We start from the raw sequence: 22,401 nt of genomic DNA, 5'->3' as shown, positions 1-22,401 counted from the left end.
TCAAGAGCGCTGGAATGCCGGGTGCCACGACAGCGTCTGCCGTTCGAGTAGACGGGAGGCGCTGTCGGCGAGTTTGCCGAGCAGGGCGTAGATCAGGATCGATAGAACGACCACGTCGATCAGCATGAATTCGCGCGCCTGCATCGCCATGTAGCCGAGGCCCGACGAGGCAGCGATGGTTTCGGCCACGATCAGGGTCAGCCACATGATGCCGAGCGCGAAACGGACGCCGACGAACACGGAGGGCAGCGCGCCTGGAAAGATCACCCGGCGGAACAGTTCGACGTTGCTCATACCGTAGATCCGCCCCATCTCGATCAGTTGCGGATCGACGCTGCGGATGCCGTGCAGGGTGTTCAGATAGATCGGGAAGAACACGCCGAGCGCGACCAGGAACAGCTTGGCCTCCTCGTCGATCCCGAACCACAGGATCACCAGCGGGATCAGCGCCAGGTGCGGCACGTTGCGGACCATCTGCAACGTGGTGTCCGACAGCTTGGCACTGAGGCTGGACAGGCCGTTGGCGAGACCAAACGCAAAGCCGATGCTGCCGCCGATGGCGAAGCCGACCGAGGCGCGCCAGAAGCTGACCCAGATATTGCGGACGAGTTCGCCGGACTGCAGCAACTTCCAGCCGGCGACGAGGACGTCGCTCGGCGCCGGCAGCACACGCGCCGATACAAATCCGAGGCTGCAGGCCGCTTGCCAGACCAGGATGATCAGCAGCGGCACGATCCATTGGATCAGCCCGTCCGGTCGCGGCAGACGCCACGCGCGCGGTCGGGCGAGGGTTTCGACAAGGCTCATGGCTTGGCCACCTGCTTGGCGTTCGGCAGATGCTCATTGGCGATGGTCTCGCCGAACGGGCCGGTGTTGGCGCGCAGCGGTGTGACATTGCCCGCGTGCTGTGGCTTCACCAGCGGAAAGACGAGCTCGGCAAACCGATAGGCTTCCTCAAGATGCGGGTATCCGGACAGAATGAAGGTGTCGATGCCGACGTCCTGGTATTCCTTGATCCGTGCGGCCACGGTCTGCGGATCGCCGACCAGCGCGGTGCCAGCGCCGCCACGCACCAGACCGACGCCGGCCCAAAGATTGGGGCTGATCTCGAGCTTGTCGCGGCGGCCGCCGTGTAGCTCGGACATCCGCTGCTGACCGACCGAGTCCATCCGGGCGAACACCTTCTGCGCGGCGGCGATGGTGTCGTCGGTGACGTAGCGGATCAGATCGTCGGCTGCGGCCCAGGCAGCTTCGTTGGTCTCGCGAACGATCACGTGCAAGCGGATGCCGAACGACAGCTTGCGCCCGCGCGACTCCGCCACCGCCCGGACGCGATTGACCTTCTCGGCGACCTGCGCGGGCGGCTCGCCCCAGGTCAGATACTTGTCGACCGTGTCGGCTGCGACGTCGATGCCGGCGTCCGATGACCCGCCGAAATACAGCGGCGGGCGGGGGCTTTGCACCGGCGGAAATAGCAGCCGTCCATCCTCGATCGTGATGTGCTTTCCGGCGACGTTGACGGTCTTGCCGGACAACAGGTCCGAATAGACGTTGAGGAATTCGCGGGTGACCTCGTAGCGCTCGTCGTGCGACAAGAACACACCGTCGCCCTTGTTCTCGATCGGATCGCCGCCGGTGACGACGTTGACGAGAAGCCGGCCGCCAATCAAGCGGTCCAGCGTCGCGGTCATTCGAGCTGCGACGCTGGGCGACTGCAGGCCGGGGCGGACGGCGACCAGGTAACGCAACCTCTCGGTCCAAGGCGCCACCGCCGAGGCCACCACCCAGGAATCCTCGCAGCTCCGTCCGGTGGGCAGCAGAACGCCGAAATAGCCGAGTTGATCGGCCGCTTGTGCGATCTGCCGGAGATAGCCGAAGTTGACGTCGCGGCCACCATTCGATGTTCCGAGATAGTGACCGTCGCCGTGGGTCGGAAGAAACCAAAGGAAGTTCGAAGATGTCGTCTGGGGGGTTGTCATGCGCCGTGCTCCTGGATTGTCCTTTTTTTTGCGTTTGCCGGCTCAAGCCTGTGGCGGCCGCCAAACCGCATCGCGCACCACGATCGGGCGGGGAATCAGGCCAAGCTGATGGAAACGGTCGGCGACGTCCTGCTGGGTCGAGACGATCTCGTCCGTCACCGGCCCAACCACAAAGGACGAGCGGTTCGCGGCGATCGTCTGGATATCGAGCGGGATGCCTGTGACCGCACTGAGGGACTGAGCGACGTCGCCACGATGATCCTCAGCCCATCGCGCGGTCGCGCTGGTGACGTCGATGATTTGCTTCAGGATCAACGCATTTCGTTGAGCGAATTCACGGTTGGCGATGTAGAACGAGTTGGTCCGGCCCACCTCGGACGCATTGACCAGCACGCGCCCGTTCTGCTTCAGCTCGCCGATCGCAAAATATGGATCCCAGATCGACCAGGCATCGATGCTGCCTTGCGCGAACGCGGGCCCGGCGTCGGGCGGGGACAGGTACACCGGCGTGATGTCGCCATAGGTCAGGCCGGCTTTCTTGAGCGCCAGCAAGACGACGTTGTGGGCACTCGATCCCTTTGTGAAGCCGATGCGCTTACCCTTGAGATCGGCGAGAGCGCGGATCGGCGAATCCTTCGGAACCAGGATGCCCTGACCGTTGGTAATCGGCTGACCGGCCGCGTAGACGATTGAAGCGCCAGCAGCCTGGGCAAAGATCGGCGGCGAGTCCCCGACGGCGCCGTAGTGAATGCTGCCGACGTTCATCGCCTCGAGCATCGGGGGACCGGAAGAGAATTCCAGCCATTTGATGCCGATATTCTGTCCGGCGAAGTGATCTTCCAGCGTCCGCCGTTGCCGCGCGATCACCAGCACGCCGTTCTTCTGATAGCCGATGCGGATCTCGGTCAGCGGCTCGGCCGCGGCTGAGCGCGACAGAATCGGCAGCAAAGCGGCTCCGGCGGATAGCTGGAGAAATTGTCGGCGCTGCATCTGGCCTCCCTCGTTGTTGGTTCGTCGCGAGGAATGATGGGAGGCCGGGGAGGCGGTGTCGAGCCGTTGGGAAAAATAGCAACGCCCGTGCTCAGACGGAGGCACAGGCGGAGGTAAAATCCTCTGTTTGGGCCGAACGCGGAATGGTTGTTCTCGGGCAAACGATCGCAGTTGATCCCCAGGAGATGGAACTTAGTCGCGGCCGTTCCTCCCGAGACAAGCCAGTTACAACGCAGGTCCAGATCGCCGATCGATGATGAGCGCCGAAAGCTATCTGCAATTAGTTACCTTGTTAGATCACCTGTTCTGCTGAGCCGATCAGGTCCATCATAAACAACCTCTAAACGGCGTCATCTTCAGAATTGTCGGCGGGATAAGGTTCGAGGATGATTTGCGGACCGCCTGATGGCCCCCCGGGGCCGTGGCGCAATCACGGATGAGATGTATATGCCGACAGTGAGCGAGTTGAAGGAAGGACTTTGGCGCGAACTGGCGCTCAAGGCAGAGCTTGGCATCAACGGCGTTGCAATCAGCGGCGAGGCGCTCGATTTCGTCCAGCCCGGCATCAAGGCCCAGGAGCAGGTGCATTGCCTGTTCGAGATGGATTTCGAAACCCACACGGTCGAGCTGCCGTCGCATTTCTATCTGCCGCTCGGACTGAGCGTCCCGTTCCGCTGGAATCCGAAATCAGGCTATCGGGTCGATCTGCTCGGCGATCGGACGGTGCTGATCGATGGCAGTGAGGTGATCGCCGAGATCCGATTTCGTGAGCGTCCGGCATTCTATGGCGCCAAGACGTCGGATGGGATCGAGATGGCGCAGATTGGTGCGCACTACGCCGATCGGCACCTGTTCGTGGTCTATAGCAACGAGTGCTCGTACAAGGACAAGGGCGAAGACTGCCTGTTCTGCAACATCAATTACACCAAGGACGTGTATGGCGACAAAGGTGGGGTGTTCTGGAAGAACGCGAGGCAGATCGGCGAGACGGCGGCGCGCGCCTACAATGACGGTGCGATCGATCACCTGACGGTCAGCGGTGGCGTGATCCCTGAGCGCCGTGAACTCGAATACTACCTCGACGTCGCGGAAGCCATTCAGCAGCACACCGGGCTCGACGATTTCAACGGCACCGCGACGATTGCTGCGCCGCTCGATCTGCGCAATCTCGATCGTTTCAAGGAGGCCGGCTACCGCACCACGGCCATGAACATCGAGATCTGGGACAAGGGGATCTATGACGCGATCTGCCCCGGCAAGGCGAGGGGCGGTGGCGGTTGGGAGCACTGGGTCAAGGCGCTCGAATATGCTGTCACCGTGTTCGGTCATGGCAGGGTGCGCTCCAACATCGTCGCGGGAATCGAGCCGAAGCGCAGCACGCTTGCCGGGCTGGAGTATCTGGCGTCCAAGGGGGTGGTCGGGACGTTCGCGGTTTGGTGTCCCAACCCCGGCTCGGAGCTCGAAGGCCACCGTTGTCCGGAGCCGGGCTGGTACCTCGACCTCGCGCACAAACTGGTCGCGATCTGGAAGAAGAACGGCATCACCTACCAGCACGTGTTCGACAGCAACGCCTCATCCGACACATTGCAGCACGACATCTACCGGATCGAGGACGAGACGTTGCCGATTTTCGGCACGGCCAGGCAGCTCGAACCCGCCGAGTGAGCTGCGTCGTCACCTCTTCACCGCCGAGCACAACGGGGGGTTCGTGAGCACCAATAAGCCCAAGCACATCGCCATCTATGGCAAGGGAGGCATCGGCAAGTCGACCACGACGTCGAACATCAGCGCGGCGCTGGCGGAGGCGGGGCATCGCGTGATTCAGATCGGCTGCGATCCGAAGAGCGACTCGACGACGATCCTGCGGGGTGGCGAGGATCTACCGACCGTGCTGGACAGCCTGCGGGATAGTGGCCGGCCGACCATCGCAGACGTGTCAGCGATTGGGTTCGGCGGTGTGCTCTGCATCGAGGCCGGCGGGCCGGTGCCTGGAGTGGGCTGCGCGGGGCGCGGCATCAACGCCGCGGTCGATTTACTGCATGAACTGAAACTGTTCGAGGAATTCAAGCCGGATTACGTGTTGTACGATGTGCTCGGCGACGTGGTGTGCGGCGGCTTCGCGGTGCCGATCCGCAATGGCATCGCCGAATCCGCCTTCGTCGTAACGTCGTCGGATTTCATGGCGATCTTCGCGGCCAACAATTTGTTCAAGGCGATCAGCAAATACGCGCCTTCGGGCGGCGCACGGCTTGGCGGTGTGATCGCCAACAGCATCCAGACGCCTTATGCGAGCGCGCTGATCGACGATTTCGCCTCGCGAACAGGAACGAACGTGGTGGGCTACGTGCCGCGCTCGCTGACGGTGGCACAGAGCGAACTGTACGGCCAGACCGTGATCGAAGCGGCACCGACTTCAGAGCAGGCTGACGTGTACCGTCAGCTCGCGCGGCACATCGCAGGCGATCATCCGGTGTCGATCCCCAAGCCTCTCAACGCCCCAGCGTTGAAGCAATGGGCCAAACAATGGGGTGACCGTGTGTTCGGCGGCGCGGCGGAGCGTCGGCTCGTCGAGGTGGTGTGAGGTGGAGAAGGCACTTCAGCCGCCGACCCGGGAACGGAGGCTCAATGGCGTCAGTGCCTATTTGGGCGACGTCGCGTCCTTGATCGCTGAACTCGAAGCCGGGCCACCGGCGTCGCGGATTCGGACGTTCTCACAGGTTGCTAGCGACGATGTCTCGATCGCGTTGCGCGTTCTGGCAGACGTGGAAGGGCTGGGGATCGTCGTCCACGGTGCGCGGGGCTGCGCCGGCGCGCTGGTGCGCAGCCGCCCGGGCCGTCCATGGGCGGTCACCAACCTCGATCAGCGCGACACCATTCTCGGCGCTGACGGAAATCTCGCTCGGACGCTGCGTCGGCTGTATCAACGTCACCACCCCTGGGGAATTGTCGTGGTGGCAACGCCCGTCGTTGCGATCAATAACGACGACATCCAGGCGGTGGCTCAAGAGCTGAGTGATGAACTCGGCATCCCCGTCGTCGAGCTGCGGACGGATGGATTCCGTTCGCGGATCGGTGCCACCGGCTACGATATTGCGAGCGCGGCTCTGGCGTCCCTGGTGCCGCCGCAGCACGGCCGTCGGCGCGACCTGATCAACCTGCTGGCTTTTGAGCGGGGCCCTGGCCTCACTGCTGTGGCGCAACAGCTTGCCGCGCTTGGGCTCGAGGTCAATCTTCTGCCGGCCGGCGCCGGCCAGGAAGCGTTCGCCAAGGCGGCGCAGGCGGTCCTCAGCGTCGCGGTGTTTCAGGACGAGTCCGACGTGCTCCGCCGCGAACTCGACCGGCTGCACCGGGTGCCGTTCCTGCATCTGCCGCCGCCGATCGGCGCCTTGGGTGCGCGGCGGTTTGTCGAAGCCGTCGCCGAGGCGACCGAGCGACCGCTGCCGATCAGGATCGACGATCGCGTCAGCGCCGACCTGCTGGAGGACCGCCGTGTGGTGATTGCGCTGCCGCCATCTCAGGCGTTGGCGATCGCTGAGCTTGTGGTGCAGTTCGGCGGCCGGATTGCCGGGATCAGCGTCGACTGGATCGACAGCCTTCATGTCGAGGGGCTCAAGGCTCTGACCAATGCGACGACCGTGGCCTTGCATGTCGGAGCAGGGCAGGCGTTTGAACTGGTGAACTGGCTCGGCAAGATCGAGCCGGACCTGCTGATCGGAACGCCGGCTGTCGCGGCGACTGCGACCCGCGCCGGGATTGCCGCCGTGGCAATCGAAGGCGACGATTTGCTCGGGGCGGCCGGAGAGACAAAGCTTGCAACCCGCATCGGCCGGGCGCTGGCCGCACGGCAGAATGGTTTTACGGCCGGGCTCGGGACGTCCGCATATCGCGCAGGTTGGCTGAAGCGCAGCCCGGACTGGCACATCAAGCGTGAGGTGAGATGATGGCGGCGCATCTGATGCGACCACGCGCCGGATGCGCGCTGCATGGCGCGCTTTACGCCGCAACCGCGATCGATGGCGTGACTCCGCTCGTCCATGCGACGCCCGGCTGCGGTGTGCAAGCCGGGCTGTGGCAGGATGTCGGCGGTTGCGGCGCGTCGTGGCCGACGTCCAATCTGTCGGAGAAGCACATTGTGTTTGGCGGCGCGTCGCGGTTGCGCGAGCAGATCAAGAATACGCGCGGCGTGGTGTCGAGCGAAATCACCGTGGTTCTGACCGGGTGCCCGGCCGAGATGATCGGCGACGACGTCGAGGCGATGGCGCAAGAGGCGCGGGAGGCCGGGGACGAGGTGCTCGACCTGGCGACCGCTGGATTTCGCGGCTCGGCCTATCATGGCTATCAATCGTTCCTGCAGGCGGTTGTTGAGCGAACGGTCGCTCCGGGAGTGACCCGAGCCGGCCTGGTGAACATTCTCGGTCCCGTCCCGCATCAGGATGCAACGTGGCTGGCGGAGATCGAGGAGCTGTCTCGGCTGATCGCTGGTGTGGGCCTGATCCCGAACCCGATATTCGGTCCGTTCGGGGGGCTATCGAGCCTGCGGTCGACCGCACAGGCCGAACTAAGCGTCTCGTTGTCGCCCTGGGGCGGGGCGGCGGTCCGTGCGCTTGATGACCGCTTCGGCATTCCTTGGATCGAAAGCGCGGGATTGCCCGTTGGCGCCGCGGCGACAGGCGCGCTGCTGGAAAGGATCGTCGCTGCCGCTGGTGAGGTGGACGATGCGGCGGCGCGGATCTTCATCGACCGCGAGCGGCAGCGCGAGGCGTATTTCATCGACCGGCTGCTGGAGACGCTCTATCGACAAGGCGGTGCCCGCAGCTTTGCCGTTGCCTTGCCGAGTCTGCACGCGGGAGGCATCGTTCGGTTTCTCAGCCGGACCCTCGGTTGGTCGCCGGCCGCGATCGTCGTCACCGACAATCCGCCCGCGGAGCATCGCAGCACGCTCGAGGATGAGCTGCCCATCGTTCACTACAGCGAAGACGACGACGAGATCGCCGCACTTATCGGGAGCAGTGGCGCGGAGATCGTGTTCGGCAGCTCCCTGGAGCGAGCGGTCGCTGACCGCCTCGCAGTGCCGTTGATCGAATGCGCTGCGCCGACCCGCCGCCTGAGCCTGACAAGTGGCTTCGGCGGCTCTCGCGGCGGTCTGACGTTGCTGGAGGCGATCGTGACGGCGTCGGATCAAGCGTAGGGAGCGCCCCGCGGGACTGACCGTCCACCATCACGACGTTGCCGAGCGAGCGATTGATGGGCGTCTGTCTGACGATCAGCAGGGAGATGGGTAACCTCTCCAGGTGCCGCGGCGGCGTCGACGTCGCGGCGTTTGCTGCATTCGTCAGGTGGTTCGTTGGTCAGGCCAATGCCTGGTCGAAGCTGCGGTCCCAGAAAGGCTTGACGTCTACCGGTGAGTCGAACACGCCAATCTTGGTGAACACGTCAGCGACTTCCTGATGGCTTTGAACCGCTGCATCGCTGTTGGCGATCAGGCTGTAATCCTGGCTGCGATTGTCGAACAGGTCGAGAATGGCCTCGACCGGAACCCCGGTATCGCGCGACTGGGCTTCCGCATAGGTCGGGTAGTTCGCATTGCTCCAGGCATAGGCCTTCTGCAGCCGCAGGAGAAAGTCTGCAAGCGCAGCGTGCCGCAGCGGGTCGTCGATCGCGGAAGGATTGGCCGAGATCAGGAAGTTTCCTGAAAGATACCCGACGCCTGTCTTCAGGGTACGAGCCCCGTATTTGGAGCGGGCGAGTTGGCCATTGTAACCCCAGATCGCCCATGCATCGAGGTCACCACGGGCGAAGGCAGACAGGCCGTCGGTGGGCGCAAGGTGGGTTGCCTTGATGTCGCCAAAGGATAGACCGGCTTCAGCCAGCTGCTTGTAGAGATAATAGTGAGACGTCGTTCCCCGAACGTAGCCGACGCGCTTTCCCTTGAGATCCGCCACGCGATGAATGTCCGAATCTTTCTGAACGAACGTGCCCTGATTGTTGAGATCCTCGCGATAGACCGCGATGAATTTCACGCGTGCTTTGGACTTCACCCCGAACGCCGCCGAGGTTTCGCTGCCCGAACCCAGGTCGAGCGCGTCGACGTTGATGCCTTCGATGTGCTGGACGCCGGAGTTGAACTCCTTCCAATCGATCTTGTAGGGCGTTGCGGCCAAGCCTGCCGTTTCCAGCAAGGTCTTGTGCAGCCCCTTGTAGAAGGCAATCCGCAGCGTGACCCCGGAGAGATCAGTTGGGGCCGCGGCTCGTGCGCTTGCTGAGCCCAGCAACCCGGAGAACCCAAGACCCGCGCTGGCTTGCAACAAACGGCGACGCGACATGCCAATCGACATCAAACGACCTCTGACGTTTTGGAAACAGTCCTGAAGGGCGGCGTCCACGACACGGTCGTCGCGATCACCGAGTGAACGCGATGCTGACCAAGTCGGTCAGCATTATCAACTATCCGGCAAACAAAACGATGAGGAGCACGCGGCCGAACGCTTTTGCAGAAATTCCTTTCGATCGTTAGCCGAGGCGTAGTCGAAGTTGCTGGCTCACGGTAAAGCGCTGAGGTCCATCCTAAGTCCCCGCGATCATCGCTCGATTGACATCCCAATTGATTTCGAGCAATTCGCGCACCGTTCTTTATCCGCTTGCTGACAAGCGCTTTCCGACGGACTCCGATGACACGCGCCAATACGACCGAGACAGTCGATTTCATCATCGTGGGAGCAGGGTCATCGGGATGTGTCCTTGCCAATCGCCTCAGTGAGGACCCTGCCACCTCGGTCGCACTTTTGGAGGCGGGCCCCCGCGATTCCAACCCGTGGATTCACATTCCGATCGGCTATGCCAAGACGATCCGAAATCCCGACATCAACTGGTGCTACGAGACCGAGCCGGAGCCGACGATGGACGGGCGGCGAATCTTCTGGCCGCGCGGCAAGGTGCTCGGTGGGACCAGTAGTATCAACGGCCTTGTCTACATGCGGGGGCACCCTGACGATTATGACGGCTGGGCAGCCGCCGGCGCGTCTGGGTGGGGCTGGTCCGATGTCCTCCCGTACTTCAAGCGCTCGGAGGATCAGGTCCGCGGTGCTGATGCGTATCATGGCGTAGGCGGGCCGCTGGCGGTCGCCGACCTCAGCGAGCGCAATCCAATCTGCCAGGCCTTCATCGACGCCGCCACCTCTGCCGGCGTACCGGCCAATCTGGACTTTAACGGCGAGTCCCAGGATGGCGTCGGCTACGTGCAACTGACGACCCGTGACGGTCGCCGTTGCTCCAGCGCGGTGGCGTTTCTGAGGCCGGCACTGCGGCGCGCAAATCTGCGCGTCGAGACCGAGGCGCTGGTCGGCCGTGTCGTGATCGAGGGCGGCCGAGCTGTCGGTGTGGAATATCTACGTGGCGGCGAACGGCGGGTCCTGCGTGCGCGATCCGACGTGATCCTATGCGGGGGCGCTGTCAATTCGCCACAGCTGCTGCAACTTTCGGGCATCGGGCCTGCCGCACATCTGGCGAGCGTCGCGATCGAACCGGTGCTGGATTTGCCTGCCGTCGGTGCCAATCTGCAGGATCACCTCCAGGTTCGCATCGTCTGGAAGGCGGCCCATCCGCTGACGCTGAACGATATCGTCCGCAACCCGGTGCGCAAGCTATGGATGGGGGCGCGATATCTGCTAAACCGGTCCGGCCCGATGACGATCAGCGCCTGCCAGGTCGGGCTGTTTGCGCGGACACGTGCGGAGCTGACGCGTCCGGATATCCAGTATCATTTCATGATGTTCAGTGCCGAGAGCTCGGCGGACCAGCTTCATTCGTTCTCAGGCTTCACCGCGAACGTGTGCCAGCTCCGGCCCGAAAGTCGCGGCAGCGTGCTGATCGATGCCCCTGATCCGCGGCAGCCGCCGCGCATCCGAGCGAACTATCTGGCAACCGAAACGGATCGCCGCGCTGTCATTGATGGCTTACGTCTGGCACGGACCATCGCGAGCGAGAAGCCGCTCGCGGACTTTATCGTCGAGGAGTATCTGCCGGGAGCCGGCGCCACCACCGACGACGCACTTTCGGCGCACGCCCGTCAGAAGGGGCAGACGCTGTTTCATCCGGCCGGAACCTGCGCAATCGGCCCGGTTCTCGACCCAAAGCTTCGGGTCCGCGGCATCGAAGGATTGCGTATCGCCGACTGCTCTGTGATGCCGACGCTGGTCTCCGGCAATACCAATGCGCCCGCGGTGATGATCGGTGAAAAGGCGTCCGACCTTATTCGCGGGCAGCGAAGTGCTTGAACTTCGTCAATCGAGGGCGAGCTAACTGTTGGCGCCGGAATTGGCTCGGTGATCGTGGAGCCTCGCGGGCGCTGACGGCCGCGCATCTCATGCCGTAGCGGACGTCAAGCCGGCTGGGCCGCTTCGACGACAGTAACCGTTCCGGCTTCGTTGTCGGTCTTGGCAAACACCGTGAAGAACTCGATCTCCGGCTCCATGCCGTAGCGCTGGACGATGCCGTCGCGCCAAGGACCGGAGTAGAACGTCTCGGCGTCCGCCTGGCTCGCCCATTGATACACACCGCCGGCGACGCCGCGCTCGCTCCAGATGAAGTGCTTGCTGAGCAGCCCCTTCACAGACTGGAAATCCGGAGCGATCGCTTCGAAATGATTTCGGCATGCGGCCCGGTCGATATGCGAGGGCAGGCGATAGCGCACAATGGCGGTCATCATCGGTTTTGTCCTGACGGCGTGAGCATATCGATTAGACGCGATGCAGCGACACGGACACCTTCGGGCCGTTCTTGATGGTCTGATACACCACGCAATAGCGCTCGGTCAGTTTCAAGAGCAGATCGAGCTTGTCCTGCGCCGCGTCGGTTTCGACGTCAAATCGCAGCCGGATCTCGCGGAAGCCGACAGGTGCCTCCTTGTCGACGCCGAGCGTGCCGCGAAAATCCAGATCGCCTTCGGCGACCACGTCGCCCCGCGAGAGCGGCACTTCGATCGCGGTCGCAACCGACTTCAGGGTGACGCCGGCGCACGCGACGAGCGCCTCGAGCAGCATGTCTCCCGAACAGAGTTCAAGCCCGGAGCCGCCGGTTGCCGGATGCAGGCCGGCCGTTGCTAAGGCCTTGCCAGTTTCGACCTTGCAACTGATGCCGTCGGCGTCGATCGCGCCTTTGGCTTTCAGGGTGATCAGCGCGGTGGCCGGATCGGCCTTATAGCGGTCCTTGATCGGCGCCTGCAGCGCGCGCAATTCCAGCGCATCCATTTTGATCGCTCCTCCCTGTTTTGATGAGTTATATCCCGGCGCCTTTGACGAGCAAATCGTCGTCCCGGCGTCCGGTGCGCTGCAGCGAGCGATCGAGTGAATGCAGGACGGCGTGCTTGATGTCTTCGAAAGCCGCCGAGGTGCGGTCGCGTGGACGCGGCAGATCGGTTCGGATTTCTTCAAATAATCGCCCCGGCCTCGGCCGCATCACCAAGACACGGTCGGCGAGCGCCACGGCTTCCTCGACGTCGTGGGTCACCAGGATCAGCGTCGGCCGCGTATCTGCCCACAGATCGAGCAGGTGATCCTGCAGATCGGTGCGGGTGAAAGCGTCGAGTGCCGAGAACGGCTCGTCGAGCAGAATGACTTCCGGCTGCGGCACCAGCGCCCGTGCGATTGCTACGCGCTGGGCCTGACCGCCAGACAGTTCGCGCGGCCACGCTTTCGCCTTGTCGGCCAGTCCCACTCGGGCAAGCGCGGCGGCGACGCGCGCGTGACGGTCCGATCGCGGCAGCCGTTCAAGACCAAAGCCGATATTGTCGGCGACGCGTAGCCACGGCAGCAGCCGTGGTTCCTGAAAAATGATGCCGATCTTGGGATGCGGCGCCGTGATGATTTCACCGTCCAGCATGATGGTGCCGGCGCTCGCCCGATCGAGACCGGCGATCGCCCGCAGCAAAGTCGACTTGCCGCAGCCCGAGCCGCCGATCACCGCGACGATCTCGCCGAGATTGATCCTCGCGGAGAACGATTGCAGGGCGTGAACGCCGGCGGGGTAGGTCTTGTCGACGCCGTCAAGCACCAGCATCAAGTTTCTCCGTCGTGCCGGCCGAACGCATCCTGCCAGCGCAGCAGGGGCAGGGTGGCGATCTCGATCAGCCAGTCGGTGGTCTTGCCGAGCAAGGCGAAGATCACGATCGCAGCGACGATCTGCGCCGGCTTGCCGAGCTGTTGCCCGTCGATCAGCAGGAAGCCAAGCCCCTCCGAGGCACCCATGAACTCGGCCGCGACCACGAACATCCAGCCGAGCCCCAGCCCAACGCGGAGTGCCAGCACATAGGCTGGCAGGACCGCCGGCAGGAGGATGCGCCGGATCATCGCCGGGCCGGACAATCGGAACGCGCGGCCGACCTCGACGATCTTGCGATCCACCGAGCGGATCGCGCCCATCACGCCGAGATACACCGGGAAGAACACGCCGACCGCAATCAGCGCCACCTTCGAAGTCTCGAAGATCCCGAGCCACAGAATGAACAGCGGCACCCACGCGATCGACGGGATCGCGCGCAGCGCCTGAACGGTCGGGTCGAGCAGCCGGCGTGCGACACTCCAATAGCCCGCGACCGCGCCGAGCACCGTCCCCGACAGGACGCCGAGACCGAAGCCGGCGGCGACGCGGCCGAGCGTCGCGACAACGTGCCGAGTGAGTTCTCCGGTTCGTGCCAATTCGGCAATGGTCGAAAACACGCGAGACGGGGGCGGCACCAGCCGGCCGTTGGACCAGCCGAGATATACTGCCGCTTCCCAGCCGACCGCCACCGTCAGCGGCAACAGCAGTCCAAGCGCCGGCCCGCGCCAAGGAGGTGCGCGGCGATGCGCCGATGCAGCTGCCGTCGTGACCGGCGCGGCGTTGTCTAACGTCAAGGTCATAGCCAAACCGCTTCCCAATTTGGCTCCACGTCAGGAGCCGCATTTGGCGGGGCCGACATCTCCGGCCCCGCATGCCACTCGCTTCGCACGCGATCTGCCGTCCGCAGCCGCCCTGTGACGTGCTTAGTTGGTCGGCAGTGGCACCTGATCGTCGATCAGCGTGTCGAGCACCGCTTTGACGTCGACCGACGGCTGGATCACGCCCGCCTGCTGCAGTGCCAGTCCGGCGGCGAGAATGGAGTCGCGCTGCGGCGTGCCGATCCGGCTGTGAGTGAGTTCGGTGCGTTCCTTGAGCTGCTTGTCGACCACGGCGTCGGGCAGCTTGGTCACGCCGATGAAAGCTTGCTTCAGCTCGTCGTAATGGGCGAGCGAGTACTTGCGCGCATCTTCGTAAACGGCCAGCACGCGCCGAACCAGATCCGGATGCTCCTTGAGGAAGTCTTCACGCACGTTGAGGATGCCCCAGGTGTTGGCTTCGGGGTTGCGGTAGAACAACTTGGCGCCTTCCTCGACTTCGGCTTGTGCCATCATCGGATCGAGGCCAGCCCAGGCATCGACATCGCCGCGGATCAACGCGGCCTTTCCATCGGCGTGTTGCAGTAGCACGGGGGTAATGTCGTTCTGGCTCAGGCCGGCACCAAGCAGTGCACGCACCAGGAAAATATGGGGATCGGTGCCGCGAGTCACCGCTACGCGTTTTCCCTTGAGGTCGGCGACCGAGACGATCTTGGAATCCTTGGTGGTCACCAGCGCAGTCCATTCGGGCCGTGAATAGACGTAGATCGACTTGATCGGATTGCCGTTGATCTTCGCAACCAACGCGGCCGAACCTGCGGTGGAGCCGAAATCGATCGAGCCGGCGTTGAGGAATTCGAGCGCTTTGTTGGAGCCGGCCGACTGCACCCAAACGATGCCGATGCCGTCTTTGGCGAATTCCTTTTCAAGCAGGCCTTGCTGCTTGAGCACGATCGAAACGGGATTGTAGGTCGCCCAATCGATCCTGATCTCCTTTGGCTTGTCCGCGGCAAAGACCGCGGTCGGCGCCAGCATCGTTGCCAGGACCAGACTGGTCGCCAGGCGCCGGGATAGGGTCGTCATGGGTTTCCTCTCCTCTCGGTTCATTGCCGTTGCTTCCGCGGGCCGCGCCGTCTCGATGCGACGTGGATACCTTCGCGAAACAAGTGATTTGTCAGTTAGTTATCTAGGCAAATCAACCGAAAAGAAGTTCTCTGAATTCGACTGGTACAAGAATGAGATTGTCGCGCGGAGCGTGCTTTGAGCATGGAAGGGCTGTCGTAATCGGCCTCTGCTCTGCGTGGCGGACCGGGCCGGTCGATCAGCTCCAATGCGGTAGCGACGATCGGAGGAGGGGCGAGTTCTGACTTGCCTGACACTCGGCAAGGAACTGGTCTTCGTCCTCTACGTCGTCGGGGTGGATAATGAGGCCGCCGTTCGGGCGCCGAGATACATAGCGGCTGGTCGCCGACCTCTAACGCAACGAGTGGAGACGACAGATGTCGTCCTGGTCGGTGTTGGAGATTCGAAGGGTTACCAGCCTATCGCCGTTGCTCGGGCGACGCCGACCTCGAGGTCGAGAGTCTCGAGATCAGCCGGACCGTTGGCACGCAGCGGGAGCCGTTTCATCCCAGTGCGGTTTCGAGATCCGCGAGGATATCGGCGGAATCCTCGATGCCGACTGACAGACGAAAGACTCCGTCGCCGGCCCAGGCGCGATAGCTCGCCGCGGCATCGCCGGTCAGTCGGAACGACGAGCGCAGAATGTCCTCGGTGGGGATGTAGACCAGCAGGCTCTTGGTCTTGCCGAGCGAGACCGCATAGGAGACGACGCGCATCCGCTCGGCGAATTGCTCCGCCAATGCCGGCCCGTCGCCATTCACGGTGAATGAGAGCAGGCCTGAGAAGCAACGCATGGTTTGTTGCGCCAGCTCGTGCTGCGGATGGCGAGGCGAGCCGGGCCAGTAGACCGCTTTCACCTTCGGATGGCTCGCGAGGAGCGCTTCGACCGCCCTTGCGTTGGTCTCGTGCAGCCGCATCCGCGGCGCGAGCGTTTCGAGACCCCGCAGGATCAGCCATGCCGAGAACGGCGCCAGGCAGCCCCCGAGGTGGATCAGGCTGCCGCGCCGCAGTCGCGCGATCGCCTCGGCTCGTCCGATCACCGCGCCGCCAAGCGTGTCGCCATGACCGCAGATGTATTTGGTCAGCGAGTGGACGACGTAGTCGGCACCGAGTTCGAGGGGGCGAAGGCCGAGCGGAGTCGCGATGGTTGCGTCGACCGACAATTCGGCGCCGGCCGCGTGTACGAGCGGAGCAATCGCGGCGATATCTGCGAGGCGCAGGATCGGATTGGCCGGCGTTTCGATATGCACCAGCCGGGTGTTGGGACGAAGCGCAGCCGCGATCGCCTCGGGCCTCGACGAATCCACAGTCGTCACCGCGATGCCATTGCGAGTAAGCTCATCATGGGCGAGTTCGGCGACGCCCGCATAGCAGACGTCGGACAGCACCAGATGGTCACCGGCGTGGAGGCGGTCGCAAAACAACGCGGCCACGGCGGCCATGCCGGACGCGAACGTCACCGCGGCTTCGCCGGCATCGAGCGCCGCCAGTCGTGCCTCCAGCAGCTCGACGGTGGGATTGCTCCATCTTGTGTAGAAATGCGGCGCCGCGGCGCCGAGATCATTGGCGGAGAAGCCGACCGCGTTTGGGGCGGTGAGAAAGCTCGCACTCAGGGCAGGGCCGGGCGTCACCGGATCTCCGACCTCGCGATGGTGGTCACCCATATATAGAGCCCAGGTGGCCGGGCCCCATGGCTTCGCTGCATTGGTCATCATTGCATCCCGTGTCGCGTATCTTCAGCGACCATAGCGGGGATTGGAGCCCGATGCGATCATGCCTGTCCTGCCAGGTAGGCAAAGCTCCATCGGACGACGGTTGAAATCGTCGCCCGATCGAATGCCGCATCTCCGAGCGGGGCGCAGTGTAAAAGACGGTGCGATACAGTGTGGCTCGAGCGAAGCCTGCCAAGGCGGTGAGCGCTCGTCCCGAGCCTTGTGTCGTGGTCCGTGCTTGGTCAGTGCCGGGAGAGGAAATTTCTGACTTCGTCGAACAGGCGGTCTCGGGCCTTTTCCACGATGATGAAGTGGCTCGCGGCGGGGACTTCGATCAGTTCGCGAATCTTCGCGTTCTTCAATTGGCCGAACAGCGCCAGCTGCAGCGACCTCGGTGTGAGATCGTCCCACTCGCCGCGGATGATCAGGGTCCGGGCCGTGATGGCCGCCGCATCATAGGGCTGCTGCGCCTGCCACGACACATCCGCCGCAACGCCGGTCGGCGACCTGAACAGTTCGGGCGTGCGTCCGGTCGCCTCCGGCTGACTGTCGCGTACGGCCTTCTCCCACAGCGCGACGGTGCTGTCAGGCAGGATCAGCTTCGCCTGTTCGGCGGGAACGCCCTTTTGGATCCGCGCGCGCGAGTCGGCGAGTGTCCATTCCTGCCACGCCTTCTTGGGCGGGCCTGCGGTAACGGGTTTGTCGAACGCCCACAACGGCGCAACAAGCACGAGCGACGACACCTTGTCGGGATTGGCCGCCGCATAGGCGCCGCTGATCACGCCGCCCCACGACCACCCGATCACCTGTAGGCTGTCGATCTTGCGCTTGGCACGAATGAAATCGGCAGCGGAGGTGAAATCCGCGACGGCTTCCGCCGTTGTCGCCACCGGCGGATTGTTCTCGGCCGGCGCCCGCAGTGCCTCCGGCCATGTCGACCGGCCGTAGCCGCGAACATCGACCAGCCACACGTCCCAGCCGGCCCGCGCGAGATCGTCGGCCCACGACGCGCCGCCGACCGGCAGATCGAACACGAGCTCGGAAGCCAGCGTGGCGCCATGCACGTAGAGGACGGTGCGATCGCTCCGGTAGACGTCCGTGCCCGCGGGACGTTTGTTGCGGACGAACAGTTCGATTCCGGGAGTCGATGACTTGATCTTGAAGTCCTCGGTGACGATCTCGACTTCCGCCTTCGCCGATGCGACCGGCCAGAGGACAACGGCGAACATTGTGAACAGTCCCGAGGTGATCGCGGCGATCAGGGCCTTTTGTGACATCAAGAGTCCTTCCGATGAGGATGGTTACACGACCCGACGCTAGCAGAGCGTCGCCGAAATTCGCTTCCAATGAATCCGGGTGCGATGGATCGTTCGTGCCGGAACCATTGAATCGGAAGTAATCGTCGCATCCGCGCGCGTGATGACGCGGACGGCGCGTGTGCGGCCTCGGCCAAAGCATGGAAGTCGATTGTTTCAGTACTGCGTGACGTGGTGAAACGACAGTCTGTCGCGCGGCCGAAATTCGAAGTTTACGACTATTGCTCTGGCTGCGGCGGACAGCCATCGTCGACATCGTGAAGTGTGCGAAGCGCGCGGCAGGAGTGAGCAGTCTGCTCTCGGATGTCGTGCGCCAGTCGAAATCTCTGTCCTGGAATCTTGCTATGCCGCCCCAATCCTTCGACCCGTCTGCCCCGAAGATGAATCGACGCCGTTTCCTCGGTCACGCCGTTGGAGCCGCCGTGCTCACCGGTGCGTCTTCCACCACATTGCCGCTGGTGTTCACCACGCCGGCGCGGGCGCGCGAGGCGTCGCCGGTTGTGATAGAGACGCGGCTCGGGCGGCTGCGCGGAGAGAGCGTCGAGGGAGTTGCATCATTCAAGGGCGTGCCCTACGGCGCGTCGACCGCCGGCGACAATCGGTTCCGTCCGCCGGTGCCGCCTGCTGCGTGGACCGGCGAGCGCGACGCGACGCAGTTCGGGCCATCGGCGCCGCAGCCCGCGGCACCGAGCCCGGCCGAGTTCGCCTGGTACTGGTCGAAGGTGCCGACCAGCGAGGACAATCTCACGCTGTCGGTGTACACGCCCGGGGTCAACGACGGCGGCAAGCGGCCGATTCTGGTGTGGCTGCACGGTGGCGCATTCGCGATCGGCGCCGGCACATCGCCGGGCTTCGACGGCTCGCACCTTGCCAAGGCGCAGAACGTAGTCGTTGTCTCCATCAACCACCGCCTCAATCTGTTCGGCTCGCTGTACACCGGCGAATTTCCCGAAGAACTGTCGCCGGCGTCGGGCAATCTTTCCGTGCTGGATCAGATCGCGGCGTTGAAATGGGTGCGCGACAACGCTGCTGCGATCGGCGGCGATGCCGGTAACGTCACCATCTTCGGTCAGTCCGGCGGCGCCGCGAAAGTCGCGGTGCTGCTCGGCGCACCAGCTGCCAAGGGCCTGTTCCACCGCGCCGTGATCCAGAGCGCGTCGGGTGCCTGGCGGCTGGCGACACCGGAATCGGCCGCGCGCTCGGCGCACGCGCTGCTGGCGCAGTTCGATCTGACGGCGAAGAACGCCGGCAAGCTGCGGGAGATTCCCGCCGACAAGCTGGTTGCGGCGATCGCGCAGGTGGCGGCGAAGACCGGCGTCGCTGATTTCCGGCCGACGCTGGACAATCTGGTGTTCAAGCAGCATCCGTTCGATCCGGCCGCCAGCGCGGTGTCGGATGACATCCCGCTGCTGATCGGCACGACGGCGGATGAAGCGACCTTCTTCCTCGCGGGCGATCAACGCAACTTCTCGCTGGGGGCGGATCAGGTTCGCACCCGGATCAAGAAATTCATCGGTCTCGACGATGCGGCGACCGACAAGCTGATCCGCGCCTACCGTGACATCCTGCCGGAATCGTCGCCGAGCGAACTGCTGATCGCCGTCGCCGGCGACTACAACTACGTGCTGCCGACGCTGCTGGTCGCCGACCGCAAGGCCGCACAGGGCAAAGCGCCGGTGTACGCCTATCGGTTCGACTGGCGATCCCCGGCGCGAGACGGCGTGCTGGGCTCGCCGCACACCGCTGAGGTTCCGTTCATTTTTGGGACGCTCGATGCCGCCGCGCCGCTGATCGGCGACAGCCAGGACCGCTTGAATGTGCGGGATCGGATCGGCGAGATCTGGGCCAGCTTTGCACGCAGCGGACGTCCCACCACCAAGTCGATCGCGGAGTGGAATCGATATCGGGGCGAAGAGCGCACCGCAGCGCTGATCGGCGGCTCTTGGCGCACGGTCGACGATCATGCCAAGGCGCGACGGGCGGCGTTCGCCGACATCGCGCCTTACGAATACAGCCGCCCCGTGACCTTCACGCGGGATTAGCAACGGCACCCCGATAGCTGGAGAATCCTGTCATGTTTCAGCATGTGCGACGGACAACGTCGGTTGGCGCTGCGCTCGCGGTCGTCCTTGCTCTGGTGTCGAGCGCCGCATCGGCGGGGCCGACGCTCGACCGCATCAAGTCCCGCGGGGTGATCAAGGTCGGCGTCGGAACGACGCCTGGCTATTTCGCGCCGGATTCGAATGGCCGCTGGCAAGGCTTCTTCGTCGACTTCGGCCGGGCGCTGGCTGTCACCGTGTTCGGAGATCCCGACAAGGTGCAGTTTACCAGTTCGTCGCCGCAGCAGCGTCTCCCGGCGCTGCAATCGGGCGAGTTCGACGTGCTGCTGTCTGGAGTCACCGTCACCATCACGCGTGCGTTCAAGCTCGGCTTTCATTTCGGTCCGACCATCTTCTACGACGGCCAGGGCATCCTGGTGCGCAAGGATCTCGGCGTGACCTCGGCGTCGCAACTCGACGGCGCGACGATCGGAATCCAAAGCGGCACCACCGGCGAGCTGAACATTGCCGACTATTTCCGCAAGCACCGGCACAAATTCACGCCGGTGACGATCGAGGACACCAGCGAGTTCATTGCGGCTCTCGACTCGGGGCGCGTCGACGGCCTGACCCAGGATGCTTCCGACCTCGCGGCCAAGCAGACCCAGCTGAAGAAGCCGGGCGACTACGTGATTTTGCCGGAGCGGTTGTCGAAGGAGCCGCTGGCGCCGGCGGTTGCAGGCGGCGACGATCGCTGGCTTGAGATCGTCACCTGGACGGTCAACGCCACGATCCAGGCCGAGGAGTGGGGGATCACGTCGAAGAATGTCGACGACTTCCTCAAGTCCGACGATCCGTCGATCCGGCGGTTCCTCGGCGTCGATCCGTCGCTCGCCGAGTCGATCGGGCTCGATCCGAAATGGGCCTACACGATCATCAAGACGGTCGGCAATTACGGCGAGATCTTCGATCGGCACCTCAAACCGCTCGGCTGGGAGCGCGGCTACAATCGGCTTTGGAACCAGGGCGGCTTGTTGTACTCGCCGCCGTTCCGCTGATATAACGCGCGGCGGTCGCCGTGTCTGCGCTCGAACGCCTCCGGCGCCGCCCGAGAGCGTGGCTGTCAAATTGGCTCGGGCCGCGACCGGCGATACAACTCGCCGTGTTGGTCACGGTCGTGGTCCTCGTCGTCGTTTTGGGATCGAACATCGCCGCCACCATGGCGAGGATCGGCCTGACGCCCGGGTTTGGCTTCCTGGAGCGCGCAGCCAATTTCGAAATCGGCGAGAGCGCGATCCCGTTCCGGGCCGGCGACAGCTACGCGCGTGCGATCGCTGTCGGCGTCCTTAACACCGCGAAGGTCGCGGTGGTGAGCTGCATACTCGCGACCGTGCTGGGTGTCGCGCTGGCGCTGATTCGGCTAGCAGGCCATCCGGTGCTGTCGGGTCTCGTCCGCTGGTCGATCGAGGTCGTGCGCAACACGCCGCTGCTGCTGCAACTGTTCTTCTGGATTGGGCTGGCCCACGCGCTGCCGCCGCCACGCCGCGCCGTGGTGTGGTTCGACTGTGTGTTCCTGACCAATCGCGGCGTCTATCTGCCGAGCGTCGGCATTGCCGAGGGATCGTGGATGGCGATCACGGCGATCGCGGCGGTCCTGCTCGGCTGGCTGGCGTTGGTGTGGCGGAGCCGAGCGCGCGGCCCGCTGGCGCCGCTACCGCTCGGTCTGGTGGCAATGCTCGTGCTCGCGGTCGTGATCTATACCAGCGGCTTCCGGATTTCGCTGCACAGTCCAGCGGTGCAGGGATTCAATATTCAGGGTGGTACCAGCCTGACGCCGGAATTCGCCGCGTTACTGGTCGGGCTGACGGTGAAGTTCGCTGCGATCTTTGCCGAAATCGTCCGCGCCGGCATCTTGTCGGTGCGGCGCGCGCAATGGGATGCCGCGCGAGCGCTCGGGCTGAGCGAATTGCAGATCATTCGGCTGGTGGTGTTGCCGCAAGCGCTCCGCGTGATCACGCCGCTGGCGACTTCGTGCTATCTCGACGTCATCAAGGATTCCAGCCTCGCGGTGGCGATCGGCTATCCTGACCTGATGAACATCACCAACACCACCGCCAACACGACCGGGCAGGCGCTCGAGGCGCTACTGATCGTGGTGGCACTTTATCTGGCCCTGAACCTGTCGGTATCGGCGATGATGAACTCCTACAATGCGCGCGTCGCGATGCGGGGAGGGCGGCCGGCTTGAACGCGTTCGAACTCCAGGAGACCCTATCGCAGCGACGCAGCTTCGACTGGCCGAAGCCGGTTGCAGCGCTGTTCGGCGGCTGGCG

Annotated in this window: 19 protein-coding genes; 8 read left to right on the top strand and 11 right to left on the bottom strand. The window is 64.0% G+C overall.

Going from position 1 to position 22,401, the window contains the following annotated elements; translation table 11 throughout:
- Genes ssuC through DY467_RS17890 form a run of 3 tightly spaced genes read right to left on the bottom strand, consistent with a single transcriptional unit; the run spans position 1 to position 2,969 of the window.
- Positions 1-807 carry an aliphatic sulfonate ABC transporter permease SsuC gene (ssuC, locus tag DY467_RS17900; protein WP_107355463.1) on the bottom strand — a complete coding sequence of 269 codons (807 nt, stop codon included), beginning with the start codon at positions 805-807 and terminating at the stop codon, positions 1-3.
- On the bottom strand, positions 804-1,979 hold the full coding sequence (gene ssuD / locus DY467_RS17895) for an FMNH2-dependent alkanesulfonate monooxygenase (protein ID WP_164637957.1): 1,176 nt from the start codon (positions 1,977-1,979) through the stop codon (positions 804-806). The genes ssuC and ssuD overlap by 4 nt, the downstream gene beginning before the upstream one ends.
- Before the next feature lie 42 nt (positions 1,980-2,021).
- On the bottom strand, positions 2,022-2,969 hold the full coding sequence (locus DY467_RS17890; RefSeq protein WP_164637955.1) for a sulfonate ABC transporter substrate-binding protein: 948 nt from the start codon (positions 2,967-2,969) through the stop codon (positions 2,022-2,024).
- Positions 2,970-3,416: 447 nt separating this feature from the next.
- On the opposite strand from DY467_RS17890, the gene DY467_RS17885 reads away from it, so the two are divergent.
- The 4 genes from DY467_RS17885 to DY467_RS17870 are packed head-to-tail and all read left to right on the top strand — an operon-like array spanning position 3,417 to position 8,157.
- Entirely contained in the window at positions 3,417-4,634 is a 1,218-nt protein-coding gene (locus tag DY467_RS17885; RefSeq protein ID WP_107346571.1) for a radical SAM protein, read from the top strand.
- Between the two features lie 43 nt (positions 4,635-4,677).
- Positions 4,678-5,550, top strand: coding sequence for a nucleotide-binding protein (locus tag DY467_RS17880; RefSeq protein WP_119018536.1), 873 nt, complete (start codon positions 4,678-4,680; stop codon positions 5,548-5,550).
- A gap of 1 nt (position 5,551) precedes the next feature.
- Positions 5,552-6,910 (top strand): nitrogenase component 1, encoded by a 1,359-nt coding sequence (locus DY467_RS17875; protein ID WP_164637953.1) that lies wholly within the window; start codon positions 5,552-5,554, stop codon positions 6,908-6,910.
- Positions 6,910-8,157 carry a nitrogenase component 1 gene (locus DY467_RS17870; protein WP_164637951.1) on the top strand — a complete coding sequence of 416 codons (1,248 nt, stop codon included), beginning with the start codon at positions 6,910-6,912 and terminating at the stop codon, positions 8,155-8,157. The genes DY467_RS17875 and DY467_RS17870 overlap by 1 nt, the downstream gene beginning before the upstream one ends.
- Positions 8,158-8,317: 160 nt before the next feature.
- On the opposite strand, the gene DY467_RS17865 is transcribed toward DY467_RS17870, so the two are convergent.
- On the bottom strand, positions 8,318-9,304 hold the full coding sequence (locus DY467_RS17865) for an ABC transporter substrate-binding protein (protein WP_164637949.1): 987 nt from the start codon (positions 9,302-9,304) through the stop codon (positions 8,318-8,320).
- A gap of 333 nt (positions 9,305-9,637) precedes the next feature.
- On the opposite strand from DY467_RS17865, the gene DY467_RS17860 reads away from it, so the two are divergent.
- Positions 9,638-11,242: a GMC family oxidoreductase gene (locus DY467_RS17860; RefSeq protein WP_164637947.1), complete on the top strand. Its 1,605-nt coding sequence runs from the start codon at positions 9,638-9,640 to the stop codon at positions 11,240-11,242.
- Between the two features lie 104 nt (positions 11,243-11,346).
- Here the strand turns inward: DY467_RS17860 and DY467_RS17855 are convergent, their stop codons facing one another.
- The 7 genes from DY467_RS17855 to DY467_RS17825 form a co-directional block, all read right to left on the bottom strand.
- Positions 11,347-11,673, bottom strand: coding sequence for a YdhR family protein (locus DY467_RS17855; RefSeq protein WP_164637945.1), 327 nt, complete (start codon positions 11,671-11,673; stop codon positions 11,347-11,349).
- A gap of 31 nt (positions 11,674-11,704) precedes the next feature.
- Positions 11,705-12,214, bottom strand: coding sequence for an OsmC family protein (locus DY467_RS17850; RefSeq protein WP_164637943.1), 510 nt, complete (start codon positions 12,212-12,214; stop codon positions 11,705-11,707).
- 28 nt (positions 12,215-12,242) lie between these two features.
- Positions 12,243-13,022, bottom strand: a complete 780-nt coding sequence (locus DY467_RS17845) for an ABC transporter ATP-binding protein (RefSeq protein WP_164637941.1) — start codon at positions 13,020-13,022, stop codon at positions 12,243-12,245.
- Positions 13,022-13,864, bottom strand: coding sequence for an ABC transporter permease (locus DY467_RS17840; RefSeq protein WP_164637939.1), 843 nt, complete (start codon positions 13,862-13,864; stop codon positions 13,022-13,024). The genes DY467_RS17845 and DY467_RS17840 overlap by 1 nt, the downstream gene beginning before the upstream one ends.
- A 123-nt stretch (positions 13,865-13,987) precedes the next feature.
- A complete protein-coding gene (locus DY467_RS17835; RefSeq protein ID WP_164637937.1) occupies positions 13,988-14,962 on the bottom strand; it encodes an aliphatic sulfonate ABC transporter substrate-binding protein in 975 nt (324 codons plus the stop codon).
- A gap of 542 nt (positions 14,963-15,504) precedes the next feature.
- Entirely contained in the window at positions 15,505-16,713 is a 1,209-nt protein-coding gene (locus tag DY467_RS17830) for a trans-sulfuration enzyme family protein (protein WP_164637935.1), read from the bottom strand.
- A gap of 242 nt (positions 16,714-16,955) precedes the next feature.
- Positions 16,956-17,990, bottom strand: coding sequence for an alpha/beta hydrolase (locus DY467_RS17825; RefSeq protein ID WP_164637933.1), 1,035 nt, complete (start codon positions 17,988-17,990; stop codon positions 16,956-16,958).
- Between the two features lie 461 nt (positions 17,991-18,451).
- Here DY467_RS17825 and DY467_RS17820 point away from each other — a divergent pair, with 461 nt between their 5' ends.
- From DY467_RS17820 to DY467_RS17810, 3 genes are all read left to right on the top strand, one after another.
- Positions 18,452-20,071 carry a carboxylesterase/lipase family protein gene (locus DY467_RS17820; RefSeq protein WP_349627656.1) on the top strand — a complete coding sequence of 540 codons (1,620 nt, stop codon included), beginning with the start codon at positions 18,452-18,454 and terminating at the stop codon, positions 20,069-20,071.
- A 32-nt stretch (positions 20,072-20,103) separates the two neighbouring features.
- Positions 20,104-21,126: an amino acid ABC transporter substrate-binding protein gene (locus tag DY467_RS17815; protein ID WP_164637929.1), complete on the top strand. Its 1,023-nt coding sequence runs from the start codon at positions 20,104-20,106 to the stop codon at positions 21,124-21,126.
- Between the two features lie 104 nt (positions 21,127-21,230).
- Positions 21,231-22,316, top strand: coding sequence for an ABC transporter permease subunit (locus DY467_RS17810; RefSeq protein ID WP_349627655.1), 1,086 nt, complete (start codon positions 21,231-21,233; stop codon positions 22,314-22,316).
- Positions 22,317-22,401: the final 85 nt, after the last annotated feature.

It is taken from the genome of Rhodopseudomonas sp. BR0G17, assembly GCF_010907025.1.
In the GTDB taxonomy this organism is placed as follows: Bacteria; Pseudomonadota; Alphaproteobacteria; order Rhizobiales; family Xanthobacteraceae; genus Rhodopseudomonas; species Rhodopseudomonas palustris_H.
The sequence above is the reverse complement of the archived record's forward strand: the minus strand, read 5'-3'. Positions and strand labels throughout refer to the sequence as shown.

What these genes read in the sequence shown, in the direction of transcription:
- ssuC (WP_107355463.1), bottom strand. Translation starts at nt 807, where the DNA reads ATGAGCCTTGTCGAAACCCTCGCCCGACCGCGCGCGTGGCGTCTGCCG.
- ssuD (WP_164637957.1), bottom strand. Translation starts at nt 1,979, where the DNA reads ATGACAACCCCCCAGACGACATCTTCGAACTTCCTTTGGTTTCTTCCG.
- DY467_RS17890 (WP_164637955.1), bottom strand. Translation starts at nt 2,969, where the DNA reads ATGCAGCGCCGACAATTTCTCCAGCTATCCGCCGGAGCCGCTTTGCTG.
- DY467_RS17885 (WP_107346571.1), top strand. Translation starts at nt 3,417, where the DNA reads ATGCCGACAGTGAGCGAGTTGAAGGAAGGACTTTGGCGCGAACTGGCG.
- DY467_RS17870 (WP_164637951.1), top strand. Translation starts at nt 6,910, where the DNA reads ATGGCGGCGCATCTGATGCGACCACGCGCCGGATGCGCGCTGCATGGC.
- DY467_RS17865 (WP_164637949.1), bottom strand. Translation starts at nt 9,304, where the DNA reads ATGTCGATTGGCATGTCGCGTCGCCGTTTGTTGCAAGCCAGCGCGGGT.
- DY467_RS17860 (WP_164637947.1), top strand. Translation starts at nt 9,638, where the DNA reads ATGACACGCGCCAATACGACCGAGACAGTCGATTTCATCATCGTGGGA.
- DY467_RS17855 (WP_164637945.1), bottom strand. Translation starts at nt 11,673, where the DNA reads ATGATGACCGCCATTGTGCGCTATCGCCTGCCCTCGCATATCGACCGG.
- DY467_RS17850 (WP_164637943.1), bottom strand. Translation starts at nt 12,214, where the DNA reads ATGGATGCGCTGGAATTGCGCGCGCTGCAGGCGCCGATCAAGGACCGC.
- DY467_RS17845 (WP_164637941.1), bottom strand. Translation starts at nt 13,022, where the DNA reads ATGCTGGTGCTTGACGGCGTCGACAAGACCTACCCCGCCGGCGTTCAC.
- DY467_RS17840 (WP_164637939.1), bottom strand. Translation starts at nt 13,864, where the DNA reads ATGACCTTGACGTTAGACAACGCCGCGCCGGTCACGACGGCAGCTGCA.
- DY467_RS17835 (WP_164637937.1), bottom strand. Translation starts at nt 14,962, where the DNA reads ATGACGACCCTATCCCGGCGCCTGGCGACCAGTCTGGTCCTGGCAACG.
- DY467_RS17830 (WP_164637935.1), bottom strand. Translation starts at nt 16,713, where the DNA reads ATGACCAATGCAGCGAAGCCATGGGGCCCGGCCACCTGGGCTCTATAT.
- DY467_RS17825 (WP_164637933.1), bottom strand. Translation starts at nt 17,990, where the DNA reads ATGTCACAAAAGGCCCTGATCGCCGCGATCACCTCGGGACTGTTCACA.
- DY467_RS17815 (WP_164637929.1), top strand. Translation starts at nt 20,104, where the DNA reads ATGTTTCAGCATGTGCGACGGACAACGTCGGTTGGCGCTGCGCTCGCG.